The organism is Curtobacterium sp. VKM Ac-2865, assembly GCF_015350905.1.
Taxonomy (GTDB): domain Bacteria; phylum Actinomycetota; class Actinomycetes; order Actinomycetales; family Microbacteriaceae; genus Curtobacterium.
In genome coordinates this window covers 76,427-98,647 of sequence record NZ_JADKRZ010000002.1, presented here as the reverse complement: position 1 = coordinate 98,647, position 22,221 = coordinate 76,427, and the positions used below count along the sequence as shown (strand labels likewise).

Below are 22,221 nucleotides of genomic sequence, written 5' to 3'. Positions count from 1 at the left end.
CATGGCCACCACGATCGACATCCTCGACGCCTCGGGTGCCGTCTCCGGCACCGTCGAGCTCCCCGGAGCTCTCTTCGACGTCGAGACCAACGTCCCGCTGATCCACCAGGTCGTCACCGCGCAGCGCGCCGCGTCGCGTCAGGGCACCCACAAGACCAAGAACCGCGGCGAAGTCCGCGGTGCCGGTCGCAAGCCGTTCAAGCAGAAGGGCACCGGCCGCGCCCGTCAGGGTTCCGTCCGTGCTCCCGAGCACACCGGTGGTGGCGTCGTCCACGGACCGACCCCCCGCGACTACTCGCAGCGCACCCCGAAGAAGATGATCGCCGCAGCACTGCTCGGCTCGCTCTCGGACCGTGCCCGCGGCGGCCGCATCTCCGCGGTGGAGGGCTTCGTCTCGGCTGAACTGCCGTCGACCAAGACCGCCCGCTCGCTCCTCGAGAAGGTCGCGCCCGTCAAGCACGTGCTCGTCGTCCTCGAGTCGGATGACGAGCTGACGCTCAAGAGCATCCGCAACCTGCCGAACGTCCACGCGCTCTCGTACGGCCAGCTGAACGCCTACGACGTCCTCGTGTCGGACGCCATCGTCTTCAGCAAGAGCGCCCTCGACGCCTTCATCGCGTCGAAGACCGCGAAGGAGATCACCGCATGAGCGGCTTCAACAAGGACCCGCGCGACATCATCATCTCGCCGGTCGTGTCGGAGAAGAGCTACGGCCTCATCGACCAGGGCAAGTACACGTTCATCGTGGACCCCCGTGCGAACAAGACCGAGATCAAGCTCGCGATCGAGAAGATCTTCAACGTCAAGGTCGCCGGCATCAACACGCTGAACCGTCCGGGCAAGACCCGCCGCACCAAGTTCGGTCTGGGCAAGCGCAAGGACACCAAGCGTGCCATCGTGACGCTCAAGTCCGGTTCGATCGACATCTTCACGGCTGTCGGCTGAGGACCAGAGGGATAAATCATGGCTATTCGCAACTACAAGCCCACGACCCCCGGTCGTCGCGGCTCCTCGGTCTCCGACTTCGCTGAGATCACCCGCTCGACCCCGGAGAAGTCCCTCCTGCGTCCGCTGCCCAAGACCGGTGGCCGGAACAGCTCGGGGCGGATCACCACCCGTCACATCGGTGGTGGCCACAAGCGCCAGTACCGCGTGATCGACTTCCGTCGTCACGACAAGGACGGCGTGGACGCCAAGGTCGCGCACATCGAGTACGACCCGAACCGCACGGCGCGCATCGCGCTCCTGCACTTCGTGGACGGCACCAAGCGCTACATCCTCGCGCCGAACAAGCTCAAGCAGGGCGACGTCATCGAGCAGGGCGCCGGCGCCGACATCAAGCCCGGCAACAACCTGCCGCTGCGCAACATCCCCGTGGGTACGGTCATCCACGCGATCGAGCTCCGCCCCGGTGGCGGCGCCAAGCTCGCGCGTTCGGCTGGTGCCTCGGTGCGTCTCGTCGCCAAGGACGGCCCCTACGCGCAGCTCCGTCTGCCGTCGGGCGAGGTCCGCAACGTCGACGCCCGCTGCCGCGCCACGATCGGCGAGGTCGGCAACGCCGAGCAGTCGAACATCAACTGGGGCAAGGCCGGCCGCATGCGCTGGAAGGGCGTCCGCCCGACGGTGCGTGGTGTCGCGATGAACCCGGTCGACCACCCGCACGGTGGTGGTGAGGGCAAGACCTCCGGTGGACGTCACCCGGTCAGCCCCTGGGGCCAGTCCGAGGGTCGCACGCGCAAGGCCAACAAGCCGAGCGACAAGCTCATCGTCCGCCGCCGTAACGCCGGCAAGAAGCGCAAGTAGGAGTTCAGAAGATGCCACGCAGTCTGAAGAAGGGCCCCTTCGTCGACGAGCACCTGCTTCGCAAGGTCGTCACGCAGAACGAGGCCAGCACGAAGAACGTGATCCGTACGTGGTCGCGCCGCTCGATGATCGTCCCGAACATGCTCGGTCACACCATCGCGGTGCACGACGGGCGCAAGCACATCCCGGTGTTCGTCACCGAATCCATGGTCGGCCACAAGCTCGGCGAGTTCGCGCCGACTCGTACCTTCCGCGGTCACGTGAAGGACGACAAGAAGGGCCGTCGCCGCTGACGCGGCGACGAAGAGGAGGAACGAAATGGTGGAGTCGATCGCACGCGTGCGACACATCCGCGTCACTGCTCAGAAGGCCCGTCGCGTCATCGAGCTGATCCGCGGCAAGCAGGCCCACGAGGCCCTCGCCATCCTGAAGTTCGCCCCCCAGGGCGCTTCGGAGCCCGTGTACAAGCTGGTCGCCTCGGCGATCGCCAACGCACGTGTCAAGGCGGACTCGACGAACAGCTTCCTGGACGAGCGCGACCTCTACGTGAGCCGCGTCTTCGTCGACGAAGGAACGACCCTCAAGCGGTTCCAGCCGCGTGCCCAGGGCCGTGCCTTCCGGATCAACAAGCGCACCAGCCACATCACGGTGGTCCTCGCGACCCCTGACGAGGCCGAGGCCGCTGCCGCGACGAGCAAGAAGGCGAGCAACTAATGGGCCAGAAGGTCAACCCGTACGGCTTCCGCCTCGGGATCACGACGGACCACGTCTCGCACTGGTTCACCGACAGCACGAAGGTCGGGCAGCGCTACTCCGACTACGTCGCCGAGGACATCAAGGTGCGTCAGTACCTGAAGAAGACCCTCGACCGTGCCGGCGTCGCCCGCATCGAGCTCGAGCGCACCCGTGACCGTGTCCGTGTGGACATCCACACGGCGCGTCCGGGCATCGTCATCGGTCGCCGCGGCGCCGAGGCCGAGCGCATCCGCGGTGAGCTCGAGAAGCTCACCAAGAAGCAGATCCAGCTCAACATCCTCGAGGTCAAGAACCCCGAGACCGAGGCCCAGCTCGTCGCGCAGGGCATCGCGGAGCAGCTCAGTGCTCGTGTCGCGTTCCGTCGCGCCATGCGCAAGGGCCTCCAGGGTGCACAGCGCGCCGGTGCCAAGGGTGTCCGCATCCAGGTCGCCGGCCGTCTCGGCGGCGCCGAGATGTCCCGCTCGGAGTTCTACCGCGAGGGCCGCGTGCCCCTGCACACGCTCCGCGCCAACATCGACTACGGCTTCTACGAGGCCCGGACGACGTTCGGTCGCATCGGCGTGAAGGTGTGGATCTACAAGGGCGACATCACGAACAAGGAGCTCGCTCGCGAGCAGGCGAACCAGCGTTCGTCGCGCCCGGAGCGTCGCGGAGGCCCGCGTGGCGAGCGCAACGACCGTGGTGACCGCGGCGACCGCCGTGGCGGCGACCGCGGCGGCCGTGAGCAGCAGGCTCCTCAGGACGCGCCGGCCGGCGCAGGAGTTGAGGCGTAACCATGCTTATCCCCCGTCGAGTCAAGCACCGCAAGCAGCACCACCCGAAGCGTTCGGGCCAGGCCACCGGTGGCACCAAGGTCTCCTTCGGTGACTACGGCATCCAGGCCCTGACCCCCGCCTACGTGACCAACCGTCAGATCGAGTCCGCTCGTATCGCCATGACGCGTCACATCAAGCGTGGCGGCAAGGTGTGGATCAACATCTACCCGGACCGTCCGCTCACCAAGAAGCCTGCTGAGACCCGCATGGGTTCCGGTAAGGGTTCGCCCGAGTGGTGGGTCGCCAACGTCAAGCCGGGTCGTGTGCTCTTCGAGCTCTCCGGCGTGAGCGACGAGGTCGCTCGCGAGGCACTCACCCGTGCAATTCACAAGCTGCCCCTCAAGGCACGCATCATCAAGCGCGAGGAGGGCGACGCATAATGGCGATCGGTTCCAAGGAGCTCCGTCCGACGGAGCTCGACACGTTCGAGAACGAGCGTCTCGCTGACGAGCTGAAGAAGGCCAAGGAGGAGCTCTTCAACCTCCGCTTCCAGTCGGCCACCGGCCAGCTGGAGAGCCACGGCCGTCTCCGTGCCGTCAAGCGCGACATCGCCCGGATCTACACCGTCCTCCGCGAGCGCGAGCTCGGCATCCGTGCCACCCCTGCGCCCGTCGAGACCGCAACCAAGGCCAAGAAGACGACCAAGAAGGCTGAGAAGCCCGCTGCGTCGACCGAGGCCGAGACCGCCGAGGAGAACTGATGGCGAACGAAGAGAAGGACTCCGCCGCCCTCACCCGCGGCTACCGCAAGACGCGCCGCGGTTACGTGACCAGCGACAAGATGGACAAGACCATCGTCGTCGAGGTCGAGGACCGCGTGAAGCACGCCCTCTACGGCAAGGTCATCCGCCGCACCTCCAAGGTGAAGGCACACGACGAGGCCGGCTCCGCCGGTGTCGGCGACCTCGTCGTGATCAGCGAGACCCGTCCCCTCAGCGCGTCCAAGCGCTGGCGCCTGGTCGAGATCCTCGAGAAGGCCAAGTAGGCCTCGCGGCCCGCTTGCGGAAATAGGAGACAGCAGTGATTCAGCAGGAATCCCGCCTGAAGGTCGCCGACAACACGGGTGCCAAGGAGATCTTGACCATCCGCGTTCTCGGTGGCTCGGGTCGTCGCTACGCCGGACTCGGTGACGTCATCGTCGCCACGGTGAAGGACGCGATCCCCGGCGGCAACGTGAAGAAGGGTGACGTCGTGAAGGCGGTCATCGTTCGCACCAAGAAGGAGACCCGTCGTCAAGACGGCTCCTACATCAAGTTCGACGAGAACGCGGCAGTGATCCTCAAGGCCGACGGCGACCCGCGCGGAACGCGCATCTTCGGTCCGGTCGGTCGCGAACTTCGTGACAAGAAGTTCATGAAGATCATCTCGCTCGCGCCGGAGGTGCTGTAAGCCATGGCGAACATCAAGAAGGGTGACCTCGTCCAGGTCATCACGGGCGCGACGCAGGCGCGTGGCGGTGACCGCGGCAAGCAGGGCAAGGTCATCGAGGTCCTCAAGGACAAGAACCGGGTCGTCGTCGAGGGCGTGAACTTCGTCACGAAGCACGTCCGCGTCGGCCAGACGCAGCGCGGCTCCAAGACCGGTGGCATCGAGCAGCACGAAGCCTCGATCCACGTGTCGAACGTCGCGATCGTCGACCCCACCACGAAGAAGCCGACCCGCGTCGGCTTCCGAAACGAAGAGGTGGAGAAGGACGGCGTCAAGAAGACCGTCCGCGTCCGCTACTCCAAGAAGTCTGGTGAGAAGCTCTGATGACTGACACGACTGCCGCGACGGCTGACAAAGTCCAGCCGCGCCTGAAGCAGAAGTACAAGGACGAGATCAAGGCGGCGCTGACCGAGCAGTTCGGCTACGCGAACGTCAACCAGGTCCCCGGCCTGGTCAAGGTCGTCGTCAACACCGGTGTCGGCGAGGCAGCTCGCGACTCGAAGATCATGGACGGGGCCATCAAGGACCTGACCGCGATCACGGGTCAGAAGCCGCAGGTCACGATGGCCCGCAAGTCCATCGCGCAGTTCAAGCTGCGTGAGGGCCAGGCCATCGGCGCGCACGTCACCCTCCGTGGTGACCGCGCGTGGGAGTTCCTGGACCGCCTGGTCTCGCTCGCACTGCCCCGTATCCGCGACTTCCGTGGTCTCAGCGACCGCCAGTTCGACGGCAACGGCAACTACACGTTCGGTCTCTCGGAGCAGAGCATGTTCCACGAGATCGACCAGGACCGCATCGACCGTGTCCGCGGGTTCGACATCACCGTCGTGACCTCCGCGAAGACGGACGACGAGGGACGCGCACTGCTCCGGCAGCTGGGCTTCCCGTTCCGCGCGGCCGAGCAGACGGTCTAAGCTACTCCGGGTGATGCGGGCCGGAGGATCAACGTCCTCCGGCCCGCACGCACGAACACACAGACTCCGGGGAATCGCCCTGGAGTCACTCGATCGCTCAGGTCGGCATTCGTGGAACGGGTGTCGAAACCAGGCGAAGAACGGAATCACATCATGACGATGACCGATCCGGTCGCAGACATGCTGACCAGATTGCGGAACGCGAACTCGGCGCACCACGACGCCGTCTCGCTTCCGAGCTCCAAGCTCAAGACGACCATCGCTGACATCCTCAAGCGCGAGGGCTACATCAGCGAGTGGAAGGTGGAGGACGCCCGCGTGGGCAAGACCCTCACCATCGAGCTGAAGTACGGCCCCGAGCGCGAGCGCTCCATCGCCGGCATCAAGCGCGTGTCGAAGCCCGGCCTCCGGGTCTACGCGAAGTCGACGGAGATCCCCCAGGTCCTCGGTGGCCTCGGTGTGGCGATCCTGTCGACCTCCTCGGGTCTCCTGACCGACCGCGAAGCCGAGCAGAAGGGCGTGGGTGGGGAAGTCCTCGCCTACGTTTGGTGATCGAACATGTCTCGAATCGGACGTCTTCCCATTGACATCCCCGCAGGCGTGACCGTCTCCGTCGACGGTCAGAACGTCGCGGTCAAGGGCCCGAAGGGCGAGCTCGCGCTCGTCATCGCGGAGCCCATCCAGGCCAGCGTCGACGAGAACCAGGTCCTCGTCACGCGTCCGGACGACGAGCGCACGTCGCGCTCGCTGCACGGCCTGACCCGCACCCTGATCGCGAACCAGATCATCGGCGTCACCCAGGGCTACTCCAAGGGCCTCGAGGTCGTCGGTACCGGGTACCGCGTCGCAGCCAAGGGCTCGAACCTCGAGTTCGCCCTGGGCTACTCCCACTCGATCACCGTCGAGCCGCCGGCAGGCATCAGCTTCACGGTGGAGGGCAACAACAGGGTCACCGTCAACGGCATCGACAAGCAGGCCGTCGGCGAAGTGGCGGCCAACATCCGCAAGCTGCGGAAGCCGGAGCCCTACAAGGGCAAGGGTGTCCGTTACGCCGGCGAGAACGTGCGCCGCAAGGCCGGAAAGTCAGGTAAGTGATCATGGCCATCGGAACTCGTACTCGAGGCAAGAGCAAGGCGGCTGCCAAGGCCCGCCGCCACAACCGTCTCCGGAAGAAGATCACCGGGACCGAGACCCGTCCCCGTCTCGCCGTCACCCGTTCGTCACGTCACGTGTTCGTGCAGGTCATCGACGACACCAAGGGTCACACCCTCGCCAGCGCATCGACGATGGAGGCCGACCTCCGCTCGTTCGACGGCGACAAGACCGCCAAGGCGCGTCGCGTCGGCGAGCTCCTCGCCGAGCGTGCGAAGACCGCCGGTGTGGACGCCGTCGTGTTCGACCGCGGTGGTAGCAAGTACGCCGGTCGCGTCGCCGCGATCGCCGATGGTGCCCGTGAAGGAGGGCTGAACCTGTGAGCGACATCGCGAACAACAGCAACGCCGAAGAGACCCCGGCCGAAGAGACGACCAGCGTCGAGGAGACCGCGACCACCTCGGTGGACGAGTCGACGACCGTCGAGGAGTCCGCGAGCTCGGACGACGCCGCGACCACGGACGAGGCCCCGGCCACGGACGAGACCGCGGCCACCGACGAGGCCGCTCCTGCGGACGGCGAAGCCGCTCCGAAGGGCAAGGAGGCGGAGGCTGCTGCCCCCGTCGCCGAGCGTCCCGTCGAGACCGCTGCCGGTTCCGCGTCCAACAACCGCGACTCGGCTGACAACCGCGGCCGTCGTGGTGGCGGACGTGACCGTCAGCAGGGCCGTGACCGTGACAAGCGAGGCGGCGACAGCCAGTTCCTCGAGCGCGTCGTCACGATCAACCGCGTCTCCAAGGTCGTCAAGGGTGGTCGTCGCTTCAGCTTCACCGCACTCGTCGTCGTCGGTGACGGCAACGGGCTCGTGGGTGTCGGCTACGGCAAGGCCAAGGAAGTCCCCACGGCGATCTCCAAGGGCGTCGAAGAAGCCAAGAAGAACTTCTTCCGCGTCCCGCGCGTCGGCAACACGATCCCGCACCCGGTGCAGGGTGAAGCCGCCGCTGGCGTCGTCCTCCTGCGTCCGGCCGGCCCCGGTACCGGTGTCATCGCCGGTGGTCCGGTCCGCGCCGTGCTCGAGTGCGCCGGCATCCACGACGTCCTGAGCAAGTCGCTCGGTTCGTCGAACACCATCAACATCGTGCACGCCACGGTCGAGGCCCTCAAGCAGCTCGAGGAGCCCCGCGCCGTCGCAGCACGTCGTGGCCTCGACATCGACCACGTCGTGCCGGCTCGCCTGCTCCGCGCCGAGGCCGCTGCGCGTCACGCCGCGAACGAGAAGGCAGGTGCCTGATGGCCATGCTGAAGATCACGCAGACGAAGTCCGTCATCAGCGAGAAGCAGTACCAGCGCGACACGCTCCGCAGCCTGGGTCTCAAGCGCATCGGCCGTACGGTCCTGCGTGAGGACAACTCCCAGAACCGCGGGTACGTCGCCACGGTGGCGCATCTCGTGAAGGTCGAGGAGGTCGACGCATGAGCGACGAGAAGAACGAGCGCGTCCAGATCCTGAAGGTGCACCACCTTCGTCCGGCCGCTGGCTCGAAGAAGGACCGCACCCGTGTGGGTCGCGGTGAGGGCTCGAAGGGCAAGACCGCAGGCCGCGGTACCAAGGGCACGAAGGCCCGGTACCAGGTCCGTGTCGGCTTCGAGGGTGGGCAGATGCCGCTGCACATGCGCACCCCGAAGCTCCGCGGGTTCAAGAACCCGTTCCGCGTCGAGTACCAGGTCGTGAACCTGGACAAGCTCGCGGAGCTCTACCCGAACGGCGGCGACGTCACCATCGCGGACCTGGTCGCCAAGGGCGCCGTCCGCAAGAACGAGAAGGTCAAGGTTCTCGGTCAGGGTGACATCGACGTGAAGCTCACCGTCACGGTCGACAAGGTCTCGGGCTCTGCCCAGACCAAGATCGTGGCAGCGGGCGGCACCGTCACCGAGTAGTTCCCCGTCCGGCGGCCCGTGTGCATTGCGCACGGGCCGCCGTTACGGTTTCCTTGATGGAGGCCCGGAACGCTCCGCCAGACAGGCTGGCGGTCACCGGGCCACGCGGTCGGCGCTTCCGGCCACGGGCGACCACGCCCGGCACGACTGGCCAGTCCGGTCCCAGAAGTTCGGAGTTCTCGTGTTCAGAGCGGTCGCGCGCATCATGCGCACCCCCGATCTTCGGAAGAAGATCGGCTTCACCCTCGCGATCATCGCGCTGTTCCGGCTGGGGTCGTACATCCCGGCACCGTACGTCGACTACGCGGCGGTGCAGACCTGCCTCGCAAGTGCCTCGTCCTCGGGCGGTCTCTACGACCTGATCAACCTGTTCTCCGGCGGCGCGCTGCTGAAGCTCTCGGTCTTCGCGCTCGGCATCATGCCGTACATCACGTCGTCGATCATCGTGCAGCTGCTGCGCGTGGTGATCCCGCACTTCGACGCCCTCTACAAGGAGGGTCAGACCGGTCAGGCGAAGCTGACCCAGTACACGCGCTACCTCACCATCGCGCTCGGTGTGCTGCAGTCCACGACGCTGATCACGGTCGCACGCTCCGGTCAGCTCTTCGGCACGAACGCCAGCGCCTCCTGCTCGTCGATCATCTCGAACGACAGCTGGTACGCGATCATGCTCATGGTCGTCACCCTGACCGCCGGCACCGGCCTCATCATGTGGATGGGCGAGCTCGTCACCGAGCGCGGCATCGGCAACGGCATGTCACTCCTGATCTTCACGTCCATCGCAGCGCAGTTCCCCTCCGCGCTCTGGGCGATCGAGCAGTCGCAGTCGTTCGAGCTGTTCCTGTTCGTCATCCTGGTCGGCCTGGTGATCATGATGGCCGTCGTGTTCGTCGAGCAGTCGCAGCGGCGGATCCCGGTGCAGTACGCCAAGCGCATGGTCGGGCGTCGCACCTACGGCGGCAACAACACGTACATCCCGATCAAGGTGAACATGGCCGGCGTCGTGCCCGTCATCTTCGCCTCGTCCCTGCTGTACCTGCCGGCCCTGGTCGCCCAGTTCAACAAGCCCTCCGACGGCACCGAGCCCGCGGCCTGGGTCACCTGGATCGAGAGCAACCTCGTCTCCGGTGACAACTGGTTCTACATGGTGCTGTACTTCCTGCTCATCGTCGGCTTCACGTACTTCTACGTCGCGATCACCTTCAACCCCGAAGAGGTCGCCGACAACATGAAGAAGTACGGCGGGTTCATCCCCGGCATCCGTGCCGGTCGTCCCACCGCCGAGTACCTCGACTACGTCCTCACCCGGGTGACGCTGCCCGGTGCGCTCTACCTCGGTCTCATCGCGCTCATCCCACTGGCAGCACTGGCGCTGTTCGGTGCGAACCAGAACTTCCCGTTCGGTGGCGCGAGCATCCTCATCATCGTGGGTGTCGGTCTCGAGACCGTGAAGCAGATCGACTCGCAGCTGCAGCAACGTCACTACGAAGGGCTTCTCCGTTGAGCGCACGTCTCATCATCGTCGGACCTCCCGGAGCGGGGAAGGGCACCCAGGCCGGCCGGATCGCCGAGTCGTTCGGGATCCCCGCCGTCTCCACGGGTGACATCTTCCGGAAGAACGTTGCCGAGGGCACGCCCCTCGGCATCCAGGCGAAGGCGATCATGGACGCGGGCGACTACGTCCCGGACTCCCTGACGAACGAGCTCGTGAAGTCCCGCCTGCAGGAGTCCGACGCCGAGCGCGGCTTCCTGCTCGACGGCTACCCCCGCACGGTCGGGCAGGTCGAGTACCTCGATGCACTCCTCGCCGAGCACGGCACCGGGATCGACGCCGTCATCCGGCTCGTCGCCGACCAGGACGCCCTCGTCGAGCGCCTGCTGAAGCGTTCCCACGAGCAGGGGCGCAGCGACGACAACGAGGAGACGATTCGTCGTCGCCAGCAGGTCTACGTCGAGCAGACCGCGCCGATCGTCGACGCCTACCAGCAGCGCGGTCTCGTGGTCGAGGTCGACGGACTCGGTGCCATCGACGAGGTCGGCGACCGCATCCAGGCCGCACTCGCCTCGCGCGGGCTCGTCGCCGCGGTCTGACCCGCGTGGTCCGGTTCCGCAAGCCGTCGATCTACAAGACCCCGGACGAACTCCGGGCCATGGTGCGCCCTGGGCTCCTGACCGCGGCAGCACTCGACGCCGTCCGGTCGGCCATCCGGCCCGGCATCACGACGGGTGAGCTCGACGCGATCGCCGAGCTCACCATCCGCGACGGTGGGGGCGTGCCGAACTTCCAGCTCGTCCCCGGGTACCGGCACACCCTGTGCGTCTCCGTGAACGACGAGATCGTGCACGGGATCCCCGGTGAGCGGGTGCTGCAGCCCGGTGACCTGGTGTCAGTGGACGCCGGCGCCGAGGTGGACGGCTGGAACGGCGACAGCGCCTTCACGACCGTCGTCGCCGGTGGCGACGCGACGCTCACGAAGGCGCGGCAGCAGCTCTCCGACACCACCGAGCGGTCGCTGTGGCACGGCATCGCAGCGCTCGCCAGCGCGAAGCACCTGCACGAGGTCGGTGACGCGGTCGAGGACGCCGTCGACGAGACGGGCACCTGGGGGATCGTCGAGGACTTCACCGGCCACGGCATCGGCCGCTCGATGCACGAGGACCCGCCGGTCTTCAACCACCGCGTCCGCGGCGGGGGCCCGGCAGTCCGGCCCGGCCTGGTCGTCGCCATCGAGCCGATGGTCACCGCCGGCACGATCGAGAACACCACCGACGCCGACGACTGGACCGTGCGCACGCGCGACGGGTCGGACGCGGCCCACTGGGAGCACAGCGTCGCGGTGCACGCGGACGGCGTCTGGGTCCTGACGGCAGCCGACGGCGGTGCCGCCGGGCTCGCGCCGCTGGGTGTCACGCCCGTCCCGATCGCCTAGCCACGGCCTCCAGGCCGCCGACCACGCGACGGACGGCCCGGACGTGACCCGGGGGACGGGCCGGCCGGGAGGCCCGGTGCCGGCCCGCCCCGCTCGCGTCAGTTGCCGACGGAGCAGGTCTGCTCTGCCGCGCTCTGCCCGGTGATGGTCGAGGGCAGGGCCGTCGGGGTGGAGGCCGTCCCCGCGCTCGTCCCCGCACCCGTCCCGGACCCGGCGGACGGTGCGGTGGTGGCCGGAGCCGCTGCCGGCGCTGACGGTGCAGCGCCCCCCGTGGACGCCGACTGGTCCTCGGACGCCCGACCGGTGGAGGAGTCGCCGAGCGAGGTCTTCTCGTCCGTCTGCAACGCCACGTTCAGGGCATGGGCGGTGGTCTGGTCGACGACGACCCGCGCGCTGTCGGCTGGGTCGTCGACGACCGGGTACTGCACGAAGAGCATGTTCGACGTGCTCATGCCGCGGAGCATCCCCGCCAGCCCGACGAGGGTCTGGGCGCGGTTGAGACCGTCGGAGAGCACGACGTTGTGGAGCGCGGCCCCGGCGAGCTTGTAGAGCGTGACCGGGTTCGACAGCGTGCCGTCGGAGGTCACCTTGCGCAGGAGCGAGGACAGGAACACCTGTTGCGAGCTGATCCGCGCCAGGTCGCTGCCGTCGCCGACGCCGTGGCGGCTCCGGAGGAACGCGAGCGCGTCTGAGCCCTGCAGCGCGTGCGAGCCCGCGCTGAGGTGCAGGCCGGTGTACGTGTCGTCGATCGGCTTCGCCACGCAGACGTCGACGCCGCCCAGCGCGTTCGACATCTCGATGACCCCGTCGAACGTGATCAGGCCCGCGTACGGGATGCTCAGACCGGTGAGGTTCTCGACGGTGTCGACGACGCACGAGACCCCGCCGTTGCCGAGTGCCGTGTTGAACTGCGCGGACGCGGCTGCGGGGTAGCTCGTGCCGGTCTCGGGGTTGCTGCAGGCCGGGATCGGCACCATCAGGTCGCGGGGGAAGCTGACGGCGGTGAGCTGTTGGTGGTCCTGCGAGACGTGGACGAGCATCGTGACGTCGTTGCGCGCGCCCTCGACGTCCTCGTCGGAGTCGAATTGCCCGACGCGGGTGTCGCTGCCGATGAGCAGGATGTTCGCGCCGCCCTTGATCGCGGTGATGTCGGCGGTCTTGGCGGTGCTCTGGTCGTCCGTGCTCAGCTGGACCGACGTCGGGGCACTCGCGAGCTGGGCGCCGGCGATGGCCGCGACGCTCGTGCCGCTGACCAGGACGACCGCGACGGCGGACGCGACGACGCCCACGAGCGTCGACCACCCGCGGCGGCGGGGGAGACGGCCGTGTCGGGCGAAGGGGCGGGGGCCGCTGGGGGCGTCTGGCACGGGTTCTCCGTTCGTGGGGCTCGGGTGTCACCGTAGGGGCGCAGGCCCCTCGTCATCCAGGAGCATGCCGGGGATCGACTGTGGAAGCAGACCCATGCACACAGGAACACCCTCGGACTGGGGTCTGCGACGCGCCCGGGCTTGGCAATCAGGCGGCAGTCCCATAAGATCGATCTTTGGTGTGCCATGCCCTCTCGGGTGTGGCGCCCGACCCGCAGACCGGCTCGGGGATCACACCGGTAATCCAACCAAGCGACAGTGAGGCTATGGCCAAGAAAGACGGCGTCATCGAGATCGAAGGCTCGGTGCTCGAAGCTCTGCCCAACGCGATGTTCCGCGTTGAGCTGACGAACGGGCACAAGGTCCTCGCGCACATCTCCGGGAAGATGCGCCAGCACTACATCCGCATCCTCCCCGAGGACCGCGTGATCGTGGAGCTGAGCCCGTACGACCTGACCCGCGGCCGGATCGTCTACCGCTACAAGTGATCCGCGAGCTGGAAAGGAACGACTCGGCGAACCCGCCGAGCACGAAGCCAGCGAGCACGAGGAATCAGCAATGAAGGTCAACCCCAGCGTCAAGCCCATGTGCGAGCACTGCCGTGTCATCCGCCGCAAGGGCCGCGTCATGGTGATCTGCAAGAGCAACCCGCGTCACAAGCAGCGCCAGGGCTAGTCCCGGTGCTCCGACGCGGATCGCCCTCGGGCGGCCTGCGCAGGAACCACAACTGAACATCGAACGCAGTACCAAGAACCGCGCGAGCGGGGACACCTCGGGTCGGAGGCCCGAGCACCGGTACTGCTCCACACCTCCATCGACAACAGGAGCAGCCAGCACATGGCACGTCTAGCAGGCGTCGACATCCCGCGCGAGAAGCGCGTGGAGATCGCACTCACGTACATCTACGGCGTCGGCCGCACTCGCGCGGTCAAGACGCTCGCGGACACCGGCATCTCCGGTGACATCCGCGTCAAGGACCTCACCGACGACCAGCTGGTCGCCCTCCGTGACTACATCGAGGGCAACTACAAGGTCGAGGGTGACCTCCGCCGCGAAGTGGCAGCCGACATCCGCCGCAAGGTCGAGATCGGCAGCTACGAGGGCATCCGGCACCGCCGTGGTCTCCCCGTGCGCGGTCAGCGCACGAAGACCAACGCGCGTACCCGCAAGGGCCCGAAGCGCACCGTGGCAGGCAAGAAGAAGGCCCGATAGGAGATCACCATGGCTACTCCCAAGACCGCCGCGCGCAAGCCGCGCCGCAAAGAGAAGAAGAACGTCGCAGTGGGCCAGGCCCACATCAAGAGCACGTTCAACAACACGATCGTCAGCATCACCGACCCGTCGGGTGCCGTCCTGAGCTGGGCGTCCTCCGGGGCCGTCGGCTTCAAGGGCTCGCGCAAGTCGACGCCGTTCGCGGCGCAGCTCGCCGCCGAGTCCGCTGCGCGTCAGGCGCAGGAGCACGGCGTCAAGAAGGTCGACGTCTTCGTGAAGGGCCCGGGTTCGGGTCGTGAGACCGCGATCCGCTCCCTCCAGGCCGCAGGCCTCGAGGTCGGTTCGATCAACGACGTCACGCCGCAGGCGCACAACGGGTGCCGTCCGCCCAAGCGCCGCCGCGTCTGACGCGAGGAGCAACCGGCCGTCCCCTGCTCGTTCCCTAGCGGGTCCGAGCAGGGACGGCCATTCCTGGTCGTTCGATCGCGCACATCGGTGCGCGTGATCACAACTCAACAGACCCGTCGGGGCCCGGCTGGCCCCGTCGTACCGCCAGGTGTCATATAGCGGACACTTCGCCGAAAGGAATCCCACAGTGCTCATTGCACAGCGCCCCACCCTCACCGAGGAGCCGATCTCCGAGCACCGCTCGCGATTCGTCATCGAGCCGCTCGAGCCCGGCTTCGGCTACACCCTCGGGAACTCGCTGCGCCGCACGCTCCTCTCGTCGATCCCCGGTGCTGCCGTCACGAGCATCCGCATCGACGGCGTCCTCCACGAGTTCAGCACCGTCGCCGGTGTCAAGGAAGACGTCACGGAGATCATCCTCAACATCAAGAGCCTGGTCGTCTCCAGCGAGCACGACGAGCCCATCACGGCGTACCTGCGCAAGCAGGGTGCCGGTCAGGTCACCGCAGCGGACATCTCCGCTCCGGCCGGCGTCGAGATCCACAACCCGGACCTCGTCATCGCGACCCTGAACGACACCGCGCGCTTCGAGCTCGAGCTCACGATCGAGCGTGGCCGTGGCTACGTCTCGGCGACGCAGAACCGTTCGGAGTTCAGCGAAGCCGGACAGATCCCGATCGACTCGATCTACTCCCCGGTCCTCAAGGTCACCTACCGCGTCGAGGCGACGCGCGCCGGTGAGCGCACGGACTTCGACCGTCTGGTCGTCGACGTCGAGTCGAAGCCGGCGATCACGCCGCGCGACGCCATCGCGTCTGCCGGTCGGACGCTCGTCGAGCTGTTCGGTCTCGCCCGCGAGCTGAACACCGCGGCCGAGGGCATCGAGATCGGCCCCGCGCCGGTCGACGCCGTGCTCTCGAACGAGCTGCAGACCCCGATCGAGGACCTCGACCTGTCGGTGCGCAGCTACAACTGCCTGAAGCGCGAGGGCATCAACACGGTGTCCGAGCTCGTCGCCCTGTCGGAGACGCAGCTCATGAACATCCGCAACTTCGGTCAGAAGTCGGTGGACGAGGTCAAGGACAAGCTCACCGAGCTCGGCCTGTCCCTCAAGGACACCGTCCCCGGATTCGACGGCGCCCACTTCTACAGCGGGTACGACGAAGAAGAGTCCAGCAACTGACCTCGCGCTGATGCGCACGCGCGTCGTCACGGCGCGCACCACTCTTTCACCACTGGAGAACTGACATGCCGAAGCCCACCAAGGGCCCCCGCCTCGGTGGCGGTCCCGCTCACGAGCGCCTGCTCCTGAGCAACCTCGCCAACGCCCTCTTCACGCACGGTCGGATCACGACCACCGAGACGAAGGCCAAGCGCCTCCGCCCGGTGGCCGAGCGTCTGATCACGTTCGCGAAGCGCGGCGACCTGCACGCTCGTCGTCGGGTCATCGCGGCCCTCCGCGACAAGACCGTCGTGCACACGCTGTTCACGGAGATCGCGCCGCAGGTGTCCGACCGCCAGGGCGGCTACACCCGCATCACGAAGCTCGGCTTCCGCAAGGGCGACAACGCGCCCCTCGCGTCGATCGAGCTCGTGCTCGAGCCGCTCTCGAGCAGCCCGGCTCCCGTGACCCGCAACGCGGCTCCGGCCGCCGCTGCCCCGGTCGCCGAGACCACCGAGCCCGAGACCACCGAGGAGGCCCCGGTCGAGACGACCGAGACCACCGAGGAGTCGGCTCCGGTCGAGCCCGAGAACGAGGACGCTGCTGCGGCCGAGGTCGAGGCCGACGCCGCTGCGAAGTCGGACGACGCCTCGAAGCCGGACGACGCCACGAAGTCGGACGACACCAAGTAGTCACCGCACCACCACGAGACGGCCCCCGCAGCGCACGCTGCGGGGGCCGTCTCGTGTTCCGAGAAGGACGCACAGACGGACAGGAGGCTCGTGGCGGCGCCGCCACGAGCCTCCTGTCCGAGAACAGCACCGGCACCACGGAGGACCCATGGGATTCGAGCACGTCGCTGGCGTGGGGACCAGGATCTGGCGGTGGAGCCGGACGTCCGGCACCCAGCCGCGCCTGCTGCACGCGGGCAAGGCGGCCGGCGCCGCCGCGCTTGCGTGGTTCGTCGCACGGCACGTGCCCGGCGTCGCCTCCGACTACCCCTACTACGCGCCGCTCGGTGCCGTCATCGCGATGCAGACCACGGTCTTCGCGGGCCTGAGGAGCGGCATCCAGACGCTCGTCGGGATCGCGCTCGGCATCGGCGTCGCGGGCTTCACGATGTGGGTCGGTGACCCCGGGGTCCTCGCGGTCGCGCTGGCGGTCGGCATCGGCGTGCTGGTCGGAGGCTTCCGGATCCTCGGGGAGGGCAGCTCGTGGGTGTCCACTGCAGCGCTGTTCGTGCTGCTCGTCGGGGGTGCGCACGCCGAGGGGTACTCGCTCGGCTACCTCGTGCAGATGGCCGTCGGCGTCGTCGTCGGCCTGCTGGTGAACTTCCTCGTGTTCCCGCCGCTGCACTTCTGGGACGCCGAGCACCGCATCGACGCCGTCAACGAGGTCCTCGCCGACCACCTCGACGGCCTGGCAGCGGTGCTCCGCGAGGGCAAGCGCGACGTTGCTGCGTGGGACAAGCAGCAGGACCGGCTGGATCGGGCGATCGCGGACGTCCGCTCGCGGGTGTCGATCGCGCACGAGAGCCGCCGGATCAACCCCCGAGGTGCTCTACGGGGATCGCGGGCCCGCCTGCAGGAGGACGGGGCGCGCTTCCGTGCCCTGGAGCGGGTGGCCTGGTACGCGACCGACCTCACCGAGCTCGTGGCGCGGTCCGGACCGGTGTCGGAGGGCATCGGCCGACCGGACCCGGCGTTCGCGGACCCCCTCGCCAGGGCGCTCGACCAGATCGCGGCCGTGATCCGCGGCACGAGTCCGGAGCGCGACGCCGACACGGCCATCGCCGCGGTGGAGCAGGCCCTCGACGCCTCGCGGGAGAACCCCTCGCACGTCGCCGTCACGTCCGCCGCGCTCGTGGCGCTCCGAGGCATCGTCGAGTCGGAGCGCCGGGCCACCGCGGACATCGACACGAAGACCGGGCCGTTCGGCTCCGGGGTCAGCCAGCCGCGGAGCTGAAGGACGACTCCGCCCACCGCTCGACCGCTGCGCTGGTGTCCGGCGCGACCCGCTTCGTGAGGAAGTACTGCGTCCACGTGCCGTCGTGGACGACGTCGACCGTGCAGGCCGTGTCGTCGCACGTGCGCCAGGCGGCGTCCCGCGCGCCGAGCCCGGTCAGCTCGATGCGTCCGCCCCGGTCGATGAGCCCGGCAGCGAGGCGCTGCTCGACGATCCAGGCGGCATCCGGCGTCGACGAGAAGACCGCCTCCGCCGAGGACGTGCCGTCGTCGTCCACGAACCGGCACACGTCCGAGCCGATCCGCCCCTGGGCGTACTCACCGATGCCGGGCGCGGTGTCGGTCCCGGACACCGAGTCGCGGAGCGTGACGGACGTCACGGCGTTGAGGCGGTCCGGACTGCACGGCGTGAACGCCCACCCGCTGGCGTCGTCGCCGGTGGCGGTGCCGGCAGGGGAGGCTGCGACGGCAGTGCGCGCCCCGTCGAGCAGCGCGCGGAAGGTCGGCAGCATCGCCTCGGGGGTGGCATCCGTGGACGTCTGGAGCCGGACGACGTCGACGTCCACCCACGCCGTGCCGGCGAGCACCCCGCCGTGGCAGAACACGCGCGCGCTGTCACTGGCGTCGCATCGGACCACGGTGGCGGTCTCCTGCGGCGTCGTCGCCTGTGTACCGGCATCACGGAAGGCGGCGGCTGCGTCGGGGAGCACCGAGAGGGCGACGCCCTCGTAGGCGGTGTCCTCCCGGGTGGTCGGCACCACGTCGTCGATCTGCGCGACACCGTTGGTCGCCGAGCAGACGGTGCCCCCGGCGACACGGACCGTCGCCAGGGAACCGATGGCATGGCGGACGGTCGCGACGACGTCCCGCGGCTCGACGCCGGGCACCAGGGAGTCGACCAGGTCGCTCGGCAGGAGCGTGCTGCACGACGGCGCGTCCGGACCGTCGGGTGCCTGCCCGAAGTCGACCGTCGCAGCGGCGGGCGTCTTCGTCGCAGGAGTCGTGGCCGAACGGGACGGCCCGGTGGTGGTGGACGCGGAGCGCGGGTCCTGGTCGGTCGTGGCGCAACCGGACAGCAGGACCGTCGCCGTGGTCAGGAGCGCGAGGCCCACGACCCCCCTCGTGAACGTGTACATGCGCTCAGGATAGAGGTACCCGACCCGCTCCGATCCGCGCGCTGATCACGATCGCGCATCGACCGACCTAGACTCGCACCGTGGCAGCGCACCCCCGCATCGCCGTCCTCGGACCGGTCCTGGTCGAGGACCCGACGGGCGTCCCGGCACCCGTGCCCGGAGCGCTCGCGCGGGCCTTCGTGACGGCCCTGGTCCTCGCCCGCGGGCACGCCATGACGACGGACGCGCTCATCGACGAGCTCTGGGGCGACGCCCCACCGAAGGGCGCGCGGGCAGCGCTCCAGACCCTCGTCTCACGGCTCCGGCGGACCACCACCGACGGGCTGGTCGTCTCGACGGCGACCGGGTACGCACTCGGGGTCCGTCCCGAGGACGTCGACCTGGCCTGCGCCGAACAGCTCGCCGCCGCGGGAACCCGGGCGGACGGTGCACTCCGGACGACGCTGGCGACCTGGCGCGGCGAGCCGGGCGACGACGTCGAGGGCGACCTCGGACAGGCGCTCGCCCACCGCGCGGACGTGGCTCGCCGCGCACTCCGTCGCGCGCTCGGCTCGGCGCTGCTCGACGCCGGGGACGCGGACGGCGCCGTCGCCGTCTGGCGCGAACAGGCCGACGCCGACCCGTTCGACGAGGTCGCCGTCGCCGGCTCCATGCGTGCGCTCGACGCCGCCGGGCGCACCGCCGAGGCGCTCGCGGCCTTCGCCGCCCACCGGGAACGCCTTGCCGACGGCCTCGGTGCCGACCCGTCCGCTGAGCTGGTCCGGCTGAACGCCGACATGCTCCGCCGGGTGCCGTCCGGCCCCGGGTCGCTCCGCCGCGTCGGCCTGCGGGCAGCGCCCAACACGCTGGTCGGACGGGAGGCCGACCTCGCCGCCGTCACGGACCTGCTGTCCCACGGGCGGCTGGTGACGATCCTCGGTGCGGGTGGGCTCGGCAAGACCCGGCTGGCGCAGGCGGTCGCCGCCACGGTCGCCGAGGACCGCGGCGTCGTGGTGCTCGAGCTCGCGCCGCTCACCGCCGGCGAGGACATCGTGCCCGCGCTCGGAGCGCTGCTCGGGATCGCGGAGGTCCGGGGTGCGCGGTCGCTCCGGGAAGCGGTGGTCTCCGACCTGTGGGGACGGGTCGTCCGGGCCCTCGCCGAGGAACCGACCGTGCTCGTGCTCGACAACTGCGAGCACCTGGTCGAGGCCGCCGCCGCGCTGACCGCCGACCTGCTCGCCGTGCTGCCGTCGCTCCGCGTGCTGACGACCTCCAGGGCACCCCTCGCCATCGCCGGCGAGGTCGTCGCAGCCCTCGCACCACTGCCCGTCGAGGCCGACGGGTCCGCGGTCCGGCTGTTCACCGAGCGCGCACGGGCCGCACGCCCCGGTGCCGTGCTCCCCGTCGACACGGTCCGGAGCATCTGCACGCGGCTCGACGGGTCACCGCTCGCGATCGAGCTGGCGGCAGCACGCATCCGGGGCATGAGCGCCGAGGAGATCGAACGGCGGCTCGACGACCGCTTCGCCCTGCTCCGTGGTGGCGACCGCAGTGCGCCCGAGCGGCACCGGACGCTCCTGGCCGTGATCGAGTGGAGCTGGCGGCTGCTCGAGGACGGGGCCCGCGACCTGCTCACCCGGCTCGCGCTCTTCCCGGACGGCCTCGCGGTAGACGCGGTCGAGGCGGTCGCCGACCCGGCCCGGCACGACGACGCCCTCGACGACCTGGCCGAGCTCGTCGAGCAGTCCCTCGTGCAGCTCGTCGAGCACGAGGGCGAGCCGGTGCGGTACCGCCTGCTCGAGACCGTGCGGGAGTTCGGCGCCGAACGGCTCGCCGAGCGCGGCGCCACGGGGGCCGTCCGCGCGGCGATGCTGGGCTGGGGACGGGACTTCTCGGCGGCACGGAACATGTTCACGGTGACGGGGGAGCGGCAACGCCGGTGGTTCCGCGAAGTCGGACACGAGGCCGACAACCTCGTCACGCTGCTCCGCTGGGGGCTCCACGACGAGGACCACCGGACGGTCGCCCAGGTGTTCGCGGCGCTCGGCGGGTACTGGACGCTCCGCGGTGCGCACGGTGAGGTGGTCACGATCGCCCCGGACCTGCTGCCGCTGCTCCGCCGGACCCCGCCGCTGCCGGAGGACCGCGCCGCCGTGACGCTCGGGCTGGTCCTGATCGGGGCGTCCTCCGTCTTCACCGACCGTCGGACCGCCGCGTGGGCCATCTCCGCACTCCGACGGGTGGTCCGGCTCGGCCCCACCGGCGCGGCGACGCTCGACGCCCAGGCGGCCCTGCTGCTCACCCTCGGGCGTCCCGACGAGGGCACGGCCCTGCTCGCGCGCTTCCGGGACGGCGACGACGAGGGCGTGGCCTGTCTCGCGTTCCTGCTCAGCGCGCCGCTGGCCGAGAACGACGGGGCGTTCGCGGACGCGCTCCGGTACGCCCGCCGCGCCGGGGCGCTCGCCGAACGGGTCGACGACGCGTGGGCGCTGGGCTCCGTCGCCGTCACGCTGGCACAGCTCCTCGCGCAGGACGGGCAGCACCCCGAAGCGCTCGCCGCCGCGGCCGTCGCGCGGGACCGGCTCGAGGTGTTCGGCGCCGAGGACGACCTGTACGAGATCGGGTGGACCATCGGACTCTGTGCCGCGGCCACCGGGGACGTCGCCCTCGCCAGGTCGATCGCCGCTGACCTCGGCAACCAGCCGGTGGCGAACCGCGGCGGCTTCGAGGACGACGCCGTACAGGTCGGGGTGATCGCGATCGCGATCGACGCCGAGTGCAGCCGGGCGGACGGCGACCTCGACGGCGCCGCCGAGCACTGGCGCCGCGCGTGGGACTTCGTCGTGCCCCGACGCAAGCACACGCAGAACTGGTGGCTGATGGCCGGGGCCGCGCGCATCGTGGCGGAGGACGAGGCGGCGGCGAGCCAGTCCGACGGGGCTGAGCCGAGCCTCCAGGTCGAACTGCAGTCGATCGCGCGCCGTCTGCGGATCGGGACCCTGGTGATGCTGCGCCTGCACCCGTGGTGGCTCGACCTGCCGGTGATGGGCACCGCGCTCGTCGGGATCGGGCTCGTCGCGCTCCGCCGGGGCATGCACGCCGACGCTGCCAGGTGTTGGGGCCTGGCGACACGGTTCGGCTCGCGGCAGGACTTCGCGGTGCTCGCCCGCCGACGCCTGCGTCCGCTGCTGGTCGACGTGCTCGGCGCTGACGCGGTCGCGGACGCCGAGACGGCCTCGGCCGGATGGGACCGGGCCGAGGCCGTGACGGCGATGCGGACACTGCTCGAGGAGCTGCGCACCGTCGCGTGAAGCGCGCT

General features: G+C 69.3%; 31 protein-coding genes. 29 read left to right on the top strand and 2 right to left on the bottom strand.

Annotation, left to right across the window (positions count from 1 at the left end; all coding sequences use genetic code 11):
- Position 1 precedes the first annotated feature (1 nt).
- From rplD to map, 21 genes are all read left to right on the top strand, one after another.
- Positions 2-649, top strand: a complete 648-nt coding sequence (gene rplD, locus ITJ54_RS05500) for a 50S ribosomal protein L4 (RefSeq protein ID WP_194626388.1) — start codon at positions 2-4, stop codon at positions 647-649.
- The gene (gene rplW, locus ITJ54_RS05495) at positions 646-945 is read left to right on the top strand and encodes a 50S ribosomal protein L23 (protein ID WP_056121415.1); all 300 of its coding nucleotides are present in this window, start codon (positions 646-648) and stop codon (positions 943-945) included. Before rplD ends, rplW begins: the two co-directional genes overlap by 4 nt.
- 18 nt (positions 946-963) lie before the next feature.
- Positions 964-1,803: a 50S ribosomal protein L2 gene (gene rplB, locus ITJ54_RS05490; RefSeq protein ID WP_071276763.1), complete on the top strand. Its 840-nt coding sequence runs from the start codon at positions 964-966 to the stop codon at positions 1,801-1,803.
- Between the two features lie 11 nt (positions 1,804-1,814).
- Positions 1,815-2,096, top strand: coding sequence for a 30S ribosomal protein S19 (gene rpsS / locus ITJ54_RS05485; RefSeq protein ID WP_071276761.1), 282 nt, complete (start codon positions 1,815-1,817; stop codon positions 2,094-2,096).
- Between the two features lie 25 nt (positions 2,097-2,121).
- Positions 2,122-2,517, top strand: a complete 396-nt coding sequence (rplV, locus tag ITJ54_RS05480; protein WP_071276759.1) for a 50S ribosomal protein L22 — start codon at positions 2,122-2,124, stop codon at positions 2,515-2,517.
- Positions 2,517-3,332, top strand: a complete 816-nt coding sequence (gene rpsC, locus ITJ54_RS05475) for a 30S ribosomal protein S3 (RefSeq protein WP_194626386.1) — start codon at positions 2,517-2,519, stop codon at positions 3,330-3,332. Before rplV ends, rpsC begins: the two co-directional genes overlap by 1 nt.
- Positions 3,333-3,334: 2 nt before the next feature.
- The gene (gene rplP, locus ITJ54_RS05470) at positions 3,335-3,754 is read left to right on the top strand and encodes a 50S ribosomal protein L16 (RefSeq protein WP_071276757.1); all 420 of its coding nucleotides are present in this window, start codon (positions 3,335-3,337) and stop codon (positions 3,752-3,754) included.
- On the top strand, positions 3,754-4,074 hold the full coding sequence (gene rpmC / locus ITJ54_RS05465) for a 50S ribosomal protein L29 (protein ID WP_071276756.1): 321 nt from the start codon (positions 3,754-3,756) through the stop codon (positions 4,072-4,074). The genes rplP and rpmC overlap by 1 nt, the downstream gene beginning before the upstream one ends.
- A complete protein-coding gene (gene rpsQ, locus ITJ54_RS05460; RefSeq protein WP_071276754.1) occupies positions 4,074-4,358 on the top strand; it encodes a 30S ribosomal protein S17 in 285 nt (94 codons plus the stop codon). Before rpmC ends, rpsQ begins: the two co-directional genes overlap by 1 nt.
- Before the next feature lie 35 nt (positions 4,359-4,393).
- Positions 4,394-4,762, top strand: coding sequence for a 50S ribosomal protein L14 (rplN, locus tag ITJ54_RS05455; protein ID WP_017885523.1), 369 nt, complete (start codon positions 4,394-4,396; stop codon positions 4,760-4,762).
- A gap of 3 nt (positions 4,763-4,765) precedes the next feature.
- The gene (gene rplX, locus ITJ54_RS05450) at positions 4,766-5,125 is read left to right on the top strand and encodes a 50S ribosomal protein L24 (RefSeq protein ID WP_194626384.1); all 360 of its coding nucleotides are present in this window, start codon (positions 4,766-4,768) and stop codon (positions 5,123-5,125) included.
- Positions 5,125-5,715: a 50S ribosomal protein L5 gene (gene rplE, locus ITJ54_RS05445; protein WP_194626382.1), complete on the top strand. Its 591-nt coding sequence runs from the start codon at positions 5,125-5,127 to the stop codon at positions 5,713-5,715. The genes rplX and rplE overlap by 1 nt, the downstream gene beginning before the upstream one ends.
- Before the next feature lie 153 nt (positions 5,716-5,868).
- The gene (gene rpsH, locus ITJ54_RS05440) at positions 5,869-6,267 is read left to right on the top strand and encodes a 30S ribosomal protein S8 (RefSeq protein WP_071276748.1); all 399 of its coding nucleotides are present in this window, start codon (positions 5,869-5,871) and stop codon (positions 6,265-6,267) included.
- A 6-nt stretch (positions 6,268-6,273) separates the two neighbouring features.
- Positions 6,274-6,810, top strand: a complete 537-nt coding sequence (gene rplF / locus ITJ54_RS05435; RefSeq protein WP_071276743.1) for a 50S ribosomal protein L6 — start codon at positions 6,274-6,276, stop codon at positions 6,808-6,810.
- A gap of 2 nt (positions 6,811-6,812) precedes the next feature.
- Entirely contained in the window at positions 6,813-7,190 is a 378-nt protein-coding gene (rplR, locus tag ITJ54_RS05430) for a 50S ribosomal protein L18 (protein ID WP_071276741.1), read from the top strand.
- An 80-nt stretch (positions 7,191-7,270) separates the two neighbouring features.
- Positions 7,271-8,098 carry a 30S ribosomal protein S5 gene (gene rpsE, locus ITJ54_RS18235; RefSeq protein WP_323741647.1) on the top strand — a complete coding sequence of 276 codons (828 nt, stop codon included), beginning with the start codon at positions 7,271-7,273 and terminating at the stop codon, positions 8,096-8,098.
- Positions 8,098-8,283, top strand: a complete 186-nt coding sequence (gene rpmD, locus ITJ54_RS05420; protein ID WP_083393236.1) for a 50S ribosomal protein L30 — start codon at positions 8,098-8,100, stop codon at positions 8,281-8,283. The genes rpsE and rpmD overlap by 1 nt, the downstream gene beginning before the upstream one ends.
- Positions 8,280-8,744, top strand: a complete 465-nt coding sequence (gene rplO / locus ITJ54_RS05415; RefSeq protein ID WP_228508692.1) for a 50S ribosomal protein L15 — start codon at positions 8,280-8,282, stop codon at positions 8,742-8,744. The genes rpmD and rplO overlap by 4 nt, the downstream gene beginning before the upstream one ends.
- Positions 8,745-8,925: 181 nt before the next feature.
- The gene (gene secY / locus ITJ54_RS05410) at positions 8,926-10,248 is read left to right on the top strand and encodes a preprotein translocase subunit SecY (RefSeq protein ID WP_194626380.1); all 1,323 of its coding nucleotides are present in this window, start codon (positions 8,926-8,928) and stop codon (positions 10,246-10,248) included.
- Positions 10,245-10,835 (top strand): adenylate kinase, encoded by a 591-nt coding sequence (locus ITJ54_RS05405; RefSeq protein WP_194626379.1) that lies wholly within the window; start codon positions 10,245-10,247, stop codon positions 10,833-10,835. The genes secY and ITJ54_RS05405 overlap by 4 nt, the downstream gene beginning before the upstream one ends.
- Positions 10,836-10,840: 5 nt before the next feature.
- Positions 10,841-11,674 (top strand): type I methionyl aminopeptidase, encoded by an 834-nt coding sequence (map, locus tag ITJ54_RS05400; RefSeq protein ID WP_194626377.1) that lies wholly within the window; start codon positions 10,841-10,843, stop codon positions 11,672-11,674.
- 98 nt (positions 11,675-11,772) lie between these two features.
- On the opposite strand, the gene ITJ54_RS05395 is transcribed toward map, so the two are convergent.
- Entirely contained in the window at positions 11,773-13,041 is a 1,269-nt protein-coding gene (locus tag ITJ54_RS05395; protein ID WP_194626375.1) for an LCP family protein, read from the bottom strand.
- Positions 13,042-13,307: 266 nt separating this feature from the next.
- Between ITJ54_RS05395 and infA the strand changes: the two genes are divergently transcribed.
- The 7 genes from infA to ITJ54_RS05360 all read left to right on the top strand — a co-directional run bounded on the left by infA (position 13,308) and on the right by ITJ54_RS05360 (position 17,788).
- Entirely contained in the window at positions 13,308-13,529 is a 222-nt protein-coding gene (infA, locus tag ITJ54_RS05390; protein WP_017885509.1) for a translation initiation factor IF-1, read from the top strand.
- A gap of 70 nt (positions 13,530-13,599) precedes the next feature.
- The gene (gene rpmJ, locus ITJ54_RS05385) at positions 13,600-13,716 is read left to right on the top strand and encodes a 50S ribosomal protein L36 (RefSeq protein ID WP_071276701.1); all 117 of its coding nucleotides are present in this window, start codon (positions 13,600-13,602) and stop codon (positions 13,714-13,716) included.
- 162 nt (positions 13,717-13,878) lie between these two features.
- Positions 13,879-14,253, top strand: coding sequence for a 30S ribosomal protein S13 (gene rpsM / locus ITJ54_RS05380; RefSeq protein WP_071276699.1), 375 nt, complete (start codon positions 13,879-13,881; stop codon positions 14,251-14,253).
- 9 nt (positions 14,254-14,262) lie between these two features.
- On the top strand, positions 14,263-14,661 hold the full coding sequence (gene rpsK / locus ITJ54_RS05375) for a 30S ribosomal protein S11 (RefSeq protein ID WP_017885507.1): 399 nt from the start codon (positions 14,263-14,265) through the stop codon (positions 14,659-14,661).
- A 187-nt stretch (positions 14,662-14,848) separates the two neighbouring features.
- Positions 14,849-15,844 (top strand): DNA-directed RNA polymerase subunit alpha, encoded by a 996-nt coding sequence (locus ITJ54_RS05370; RefSeq protein WP_071276697.1) that lies wholly within the window; start codon positions 14,849-14,851, stop codon positions 15,842-15,844.
- Positions 15,845-15,909: 65 nt separating this feature from the next.
- Positions 15,910-16,515: a 50S ribosomal protein L17 gene (gene rplQ / locus ITJ54_RS05365; RefSeq protein WP_194626373.1), complete on the top strand. Its 606-nt coding sequence runs from the start codon at positions 15,910-15,912 to the stop codon at positions 16,513-16,515.
- 148 nt (positions 16,516-16,663) lie between these two features.
- The gene (locus tag ITJ54_RS05360; RefSeq protein ID WP_194626371.1) at positions 16,664-17,788 is read left to right on the top strand and encodes an FUSC family protein; all 1,125 of its coding nucleotides are present in this window, start codon (positions 16,664-16,666) and stop codon (positions 17,786-17,788) included.
- Here ITJ54_RS05360 and ITJ54_RS05355 read toward each other — a convergent pair.
- Positions 17,769-18,923 carry a hypothetical protein gene (locus ITJ54_RS05355; protein WP_194626369.1) on the bottom strand — a complete coding sequence of 385 codons (1,155 nt, stop codon included), beginning with the start codon at positions 18,921-18,923 and terminating at the stop codon, positions 17,769-17,771. The two genes, ITJ54_RS05360 and ITJ54_RS05355, sit on opposite strands and share 20 nt — an antisense overlap.
- A gap of 80 nt (positions 18,924-19,003) precedes the next feature.
- On the opposite strand from ITJ54_RS05355, the gene ITJ54_RS05350 reads away from it, so the two are divergent.
- The gene (locus ITJ54_RS05350; RefSeq protein WP_194626367.1) at positions 19,004-22,213 is read left to right on the top strand and encodes a BTAD domain-containing putative transcriptional regulator; all 3,210 of its coding nucleotides are present in this window, start codon (positions 19,004-19,006) and stop codon (positions 22,211-22,213) included.
- The last annotated feature ends 8 nt before the right edge of the window (positions 22,214-22,221 follow it).

Excerpts from the sequence above, each read along its gene's own strand:
- rpmJ (WP_071276701.1), top strand. The coding sequence starts at position 13,600 with ATGAAGGTCAACCCCAGCGTCAAGCCCATGTGCGAGCACTGCCGTGTC.
- rplB (WP_071276763.1), top strand. The coding sequence starts at position 964 with ATGGCTATTCGCAACTACAAGCCCACGACCCCCGGTCGTCGCGGCTCC.
- rpsC (WP_194626386.1), top strand. The coding sequence starts at position 2,517 with ATGGGCCAGAAGGTCAACCCGTACGGCTTCCGCCTCGGGATCACGACG.
- rplW (WP_056121415.1), top strand. The coding sequence starts at position 646 with ATGAGCGGCTTCAACAAGGACCCGCGCGACATCATCATCTCGCCGGTC.
- rpsH (WP_071276748.1), top strand. The coding sequence starts at position 5,869 with ATGACGATGACCGATCCGGTCGCAGACATGCTGACCAGATTGCGGAAC.
- infA (WP_017885509.1), top strand. The coding sequence starts at position 13,308 with ATGGCCAAGAAAGACGGCGTCATCGAGATCGAAGGCTCGGTGCTCGAA.
- rpmC (WP_071276756.1), top strand. The coding sequence starts at position 3,754 with ATGGCGATCGGTTCCAAGGAGCTCCGTCCGACGGAGCTCGACACGTTC.
- ITJ54_RS05360 (WP_194626371.1), top strand. The coding sequence starts at position 16,664 with ATGGGATTCGAGCACGTCGCTGGCGTGGGGACCAGGATCTGGCGGTGG.
- rplO (WP_228508692.1), top strand. The coding sequence starts at position 8,280 with ATGAGCGACGAGAAGAACGAGCGCGTCCAGATCCTGAAGGTGCACCAC.
- rpsM (WP_071276699.1), top strand. The coding sequence starts at position 13,879 with ATGGCACGTCTAGCAGGCGTCGACATCCCGCGCGAGAAGCGCGTGGAG.
- rplR (WP_071276741.1), top strand. The coding sequence starts at position 6,813 with ATGGCCATCGGAACTCGTACTCGAGGCAAGAGCAAGGCGGCTGCCAAG.
- rpsS (WP_071276761.1), top strand. The coding sequence starts at position 1,815 with ATGCCACGCAGTCTGAAGAAGGGCCCCTTCGTCGACGAGCACCTGCTT.
- rplF (WP_071276743.1), top strand. The coding sequence starts at position 6,274 with ATGTCTCGAATCGGACGTCTTCCCATTGACATCCCCGCAGGCGTGACC.
- rplQ (WP_194626373.1), top strand. The coding sequence starts at position 15,910 with ATGCCGAAGCCCACCAAGGGCCCCCGCCTCGGTGGCGGTCCCGCTCAC.
- rplE (WP_194626382.1), top strand. The coding sequence starts at position 5,125 with ATGACTGACACGACTGCCGCGACGGCTGACAAAGTCCAGCCGCGCCTG.
- rplV (WP_071276759.1), top strand. The coding sequence starts at position 2,122 with ATGGTGGAGTCGATCGCACGCGTGCGACACATCCGCGTCACTGCTCAG.
- rpsQ (WP_071276754.1), top strand. The coding sequence starts at position 4,074 with ATGGCGAACGAAGAGAAGGACTCCGCCGCCCTCACCCGCGGCTACCGC.
- rplX (WP_194626384.1), top strand. The coding sequence starts at position 4,766 with ATGGCGAACATCAAGAAGGGTGACCTCGTCCAGGTCATCACGGGCGCG.
- ITJ54_RS05355 (WP_194626369.1), bottom strand. The coding sequence starts at position 18,923 with ATGTACACGTTCACGAGGGGGGTCGTGGGCCTCGCGCTCCTGACCACG.
- rplP (WP_071276757.1), top strand. The coding sequence starts at position 3,335 with ATGCTTATCCCCCGTCGAGTCAAGCACCGCAAGCAGCACCACCCGAAG.
- rpsK (WP_017885507.1), top strand. The coding sequence starts at position 14,263 with ATGGCTACTCCCAAGACCGCCGCGCGCAAGCCGCGCCGCAAAGAGAAG.
- rpmD (WP_083393236.1), top strand. The coding sequence starts at position 8,098 with ATGGCCATGCTGAAGATCACGCAGACGAAGTCCGTCATCAGCGAGAAG.
- rplD (WP_194626388.1), top strand. The coding sequence starts at position 2 with ATGGCCACCACGATCGACATCCTCGACGCCTCGGGTGCCGTCTCCGGC.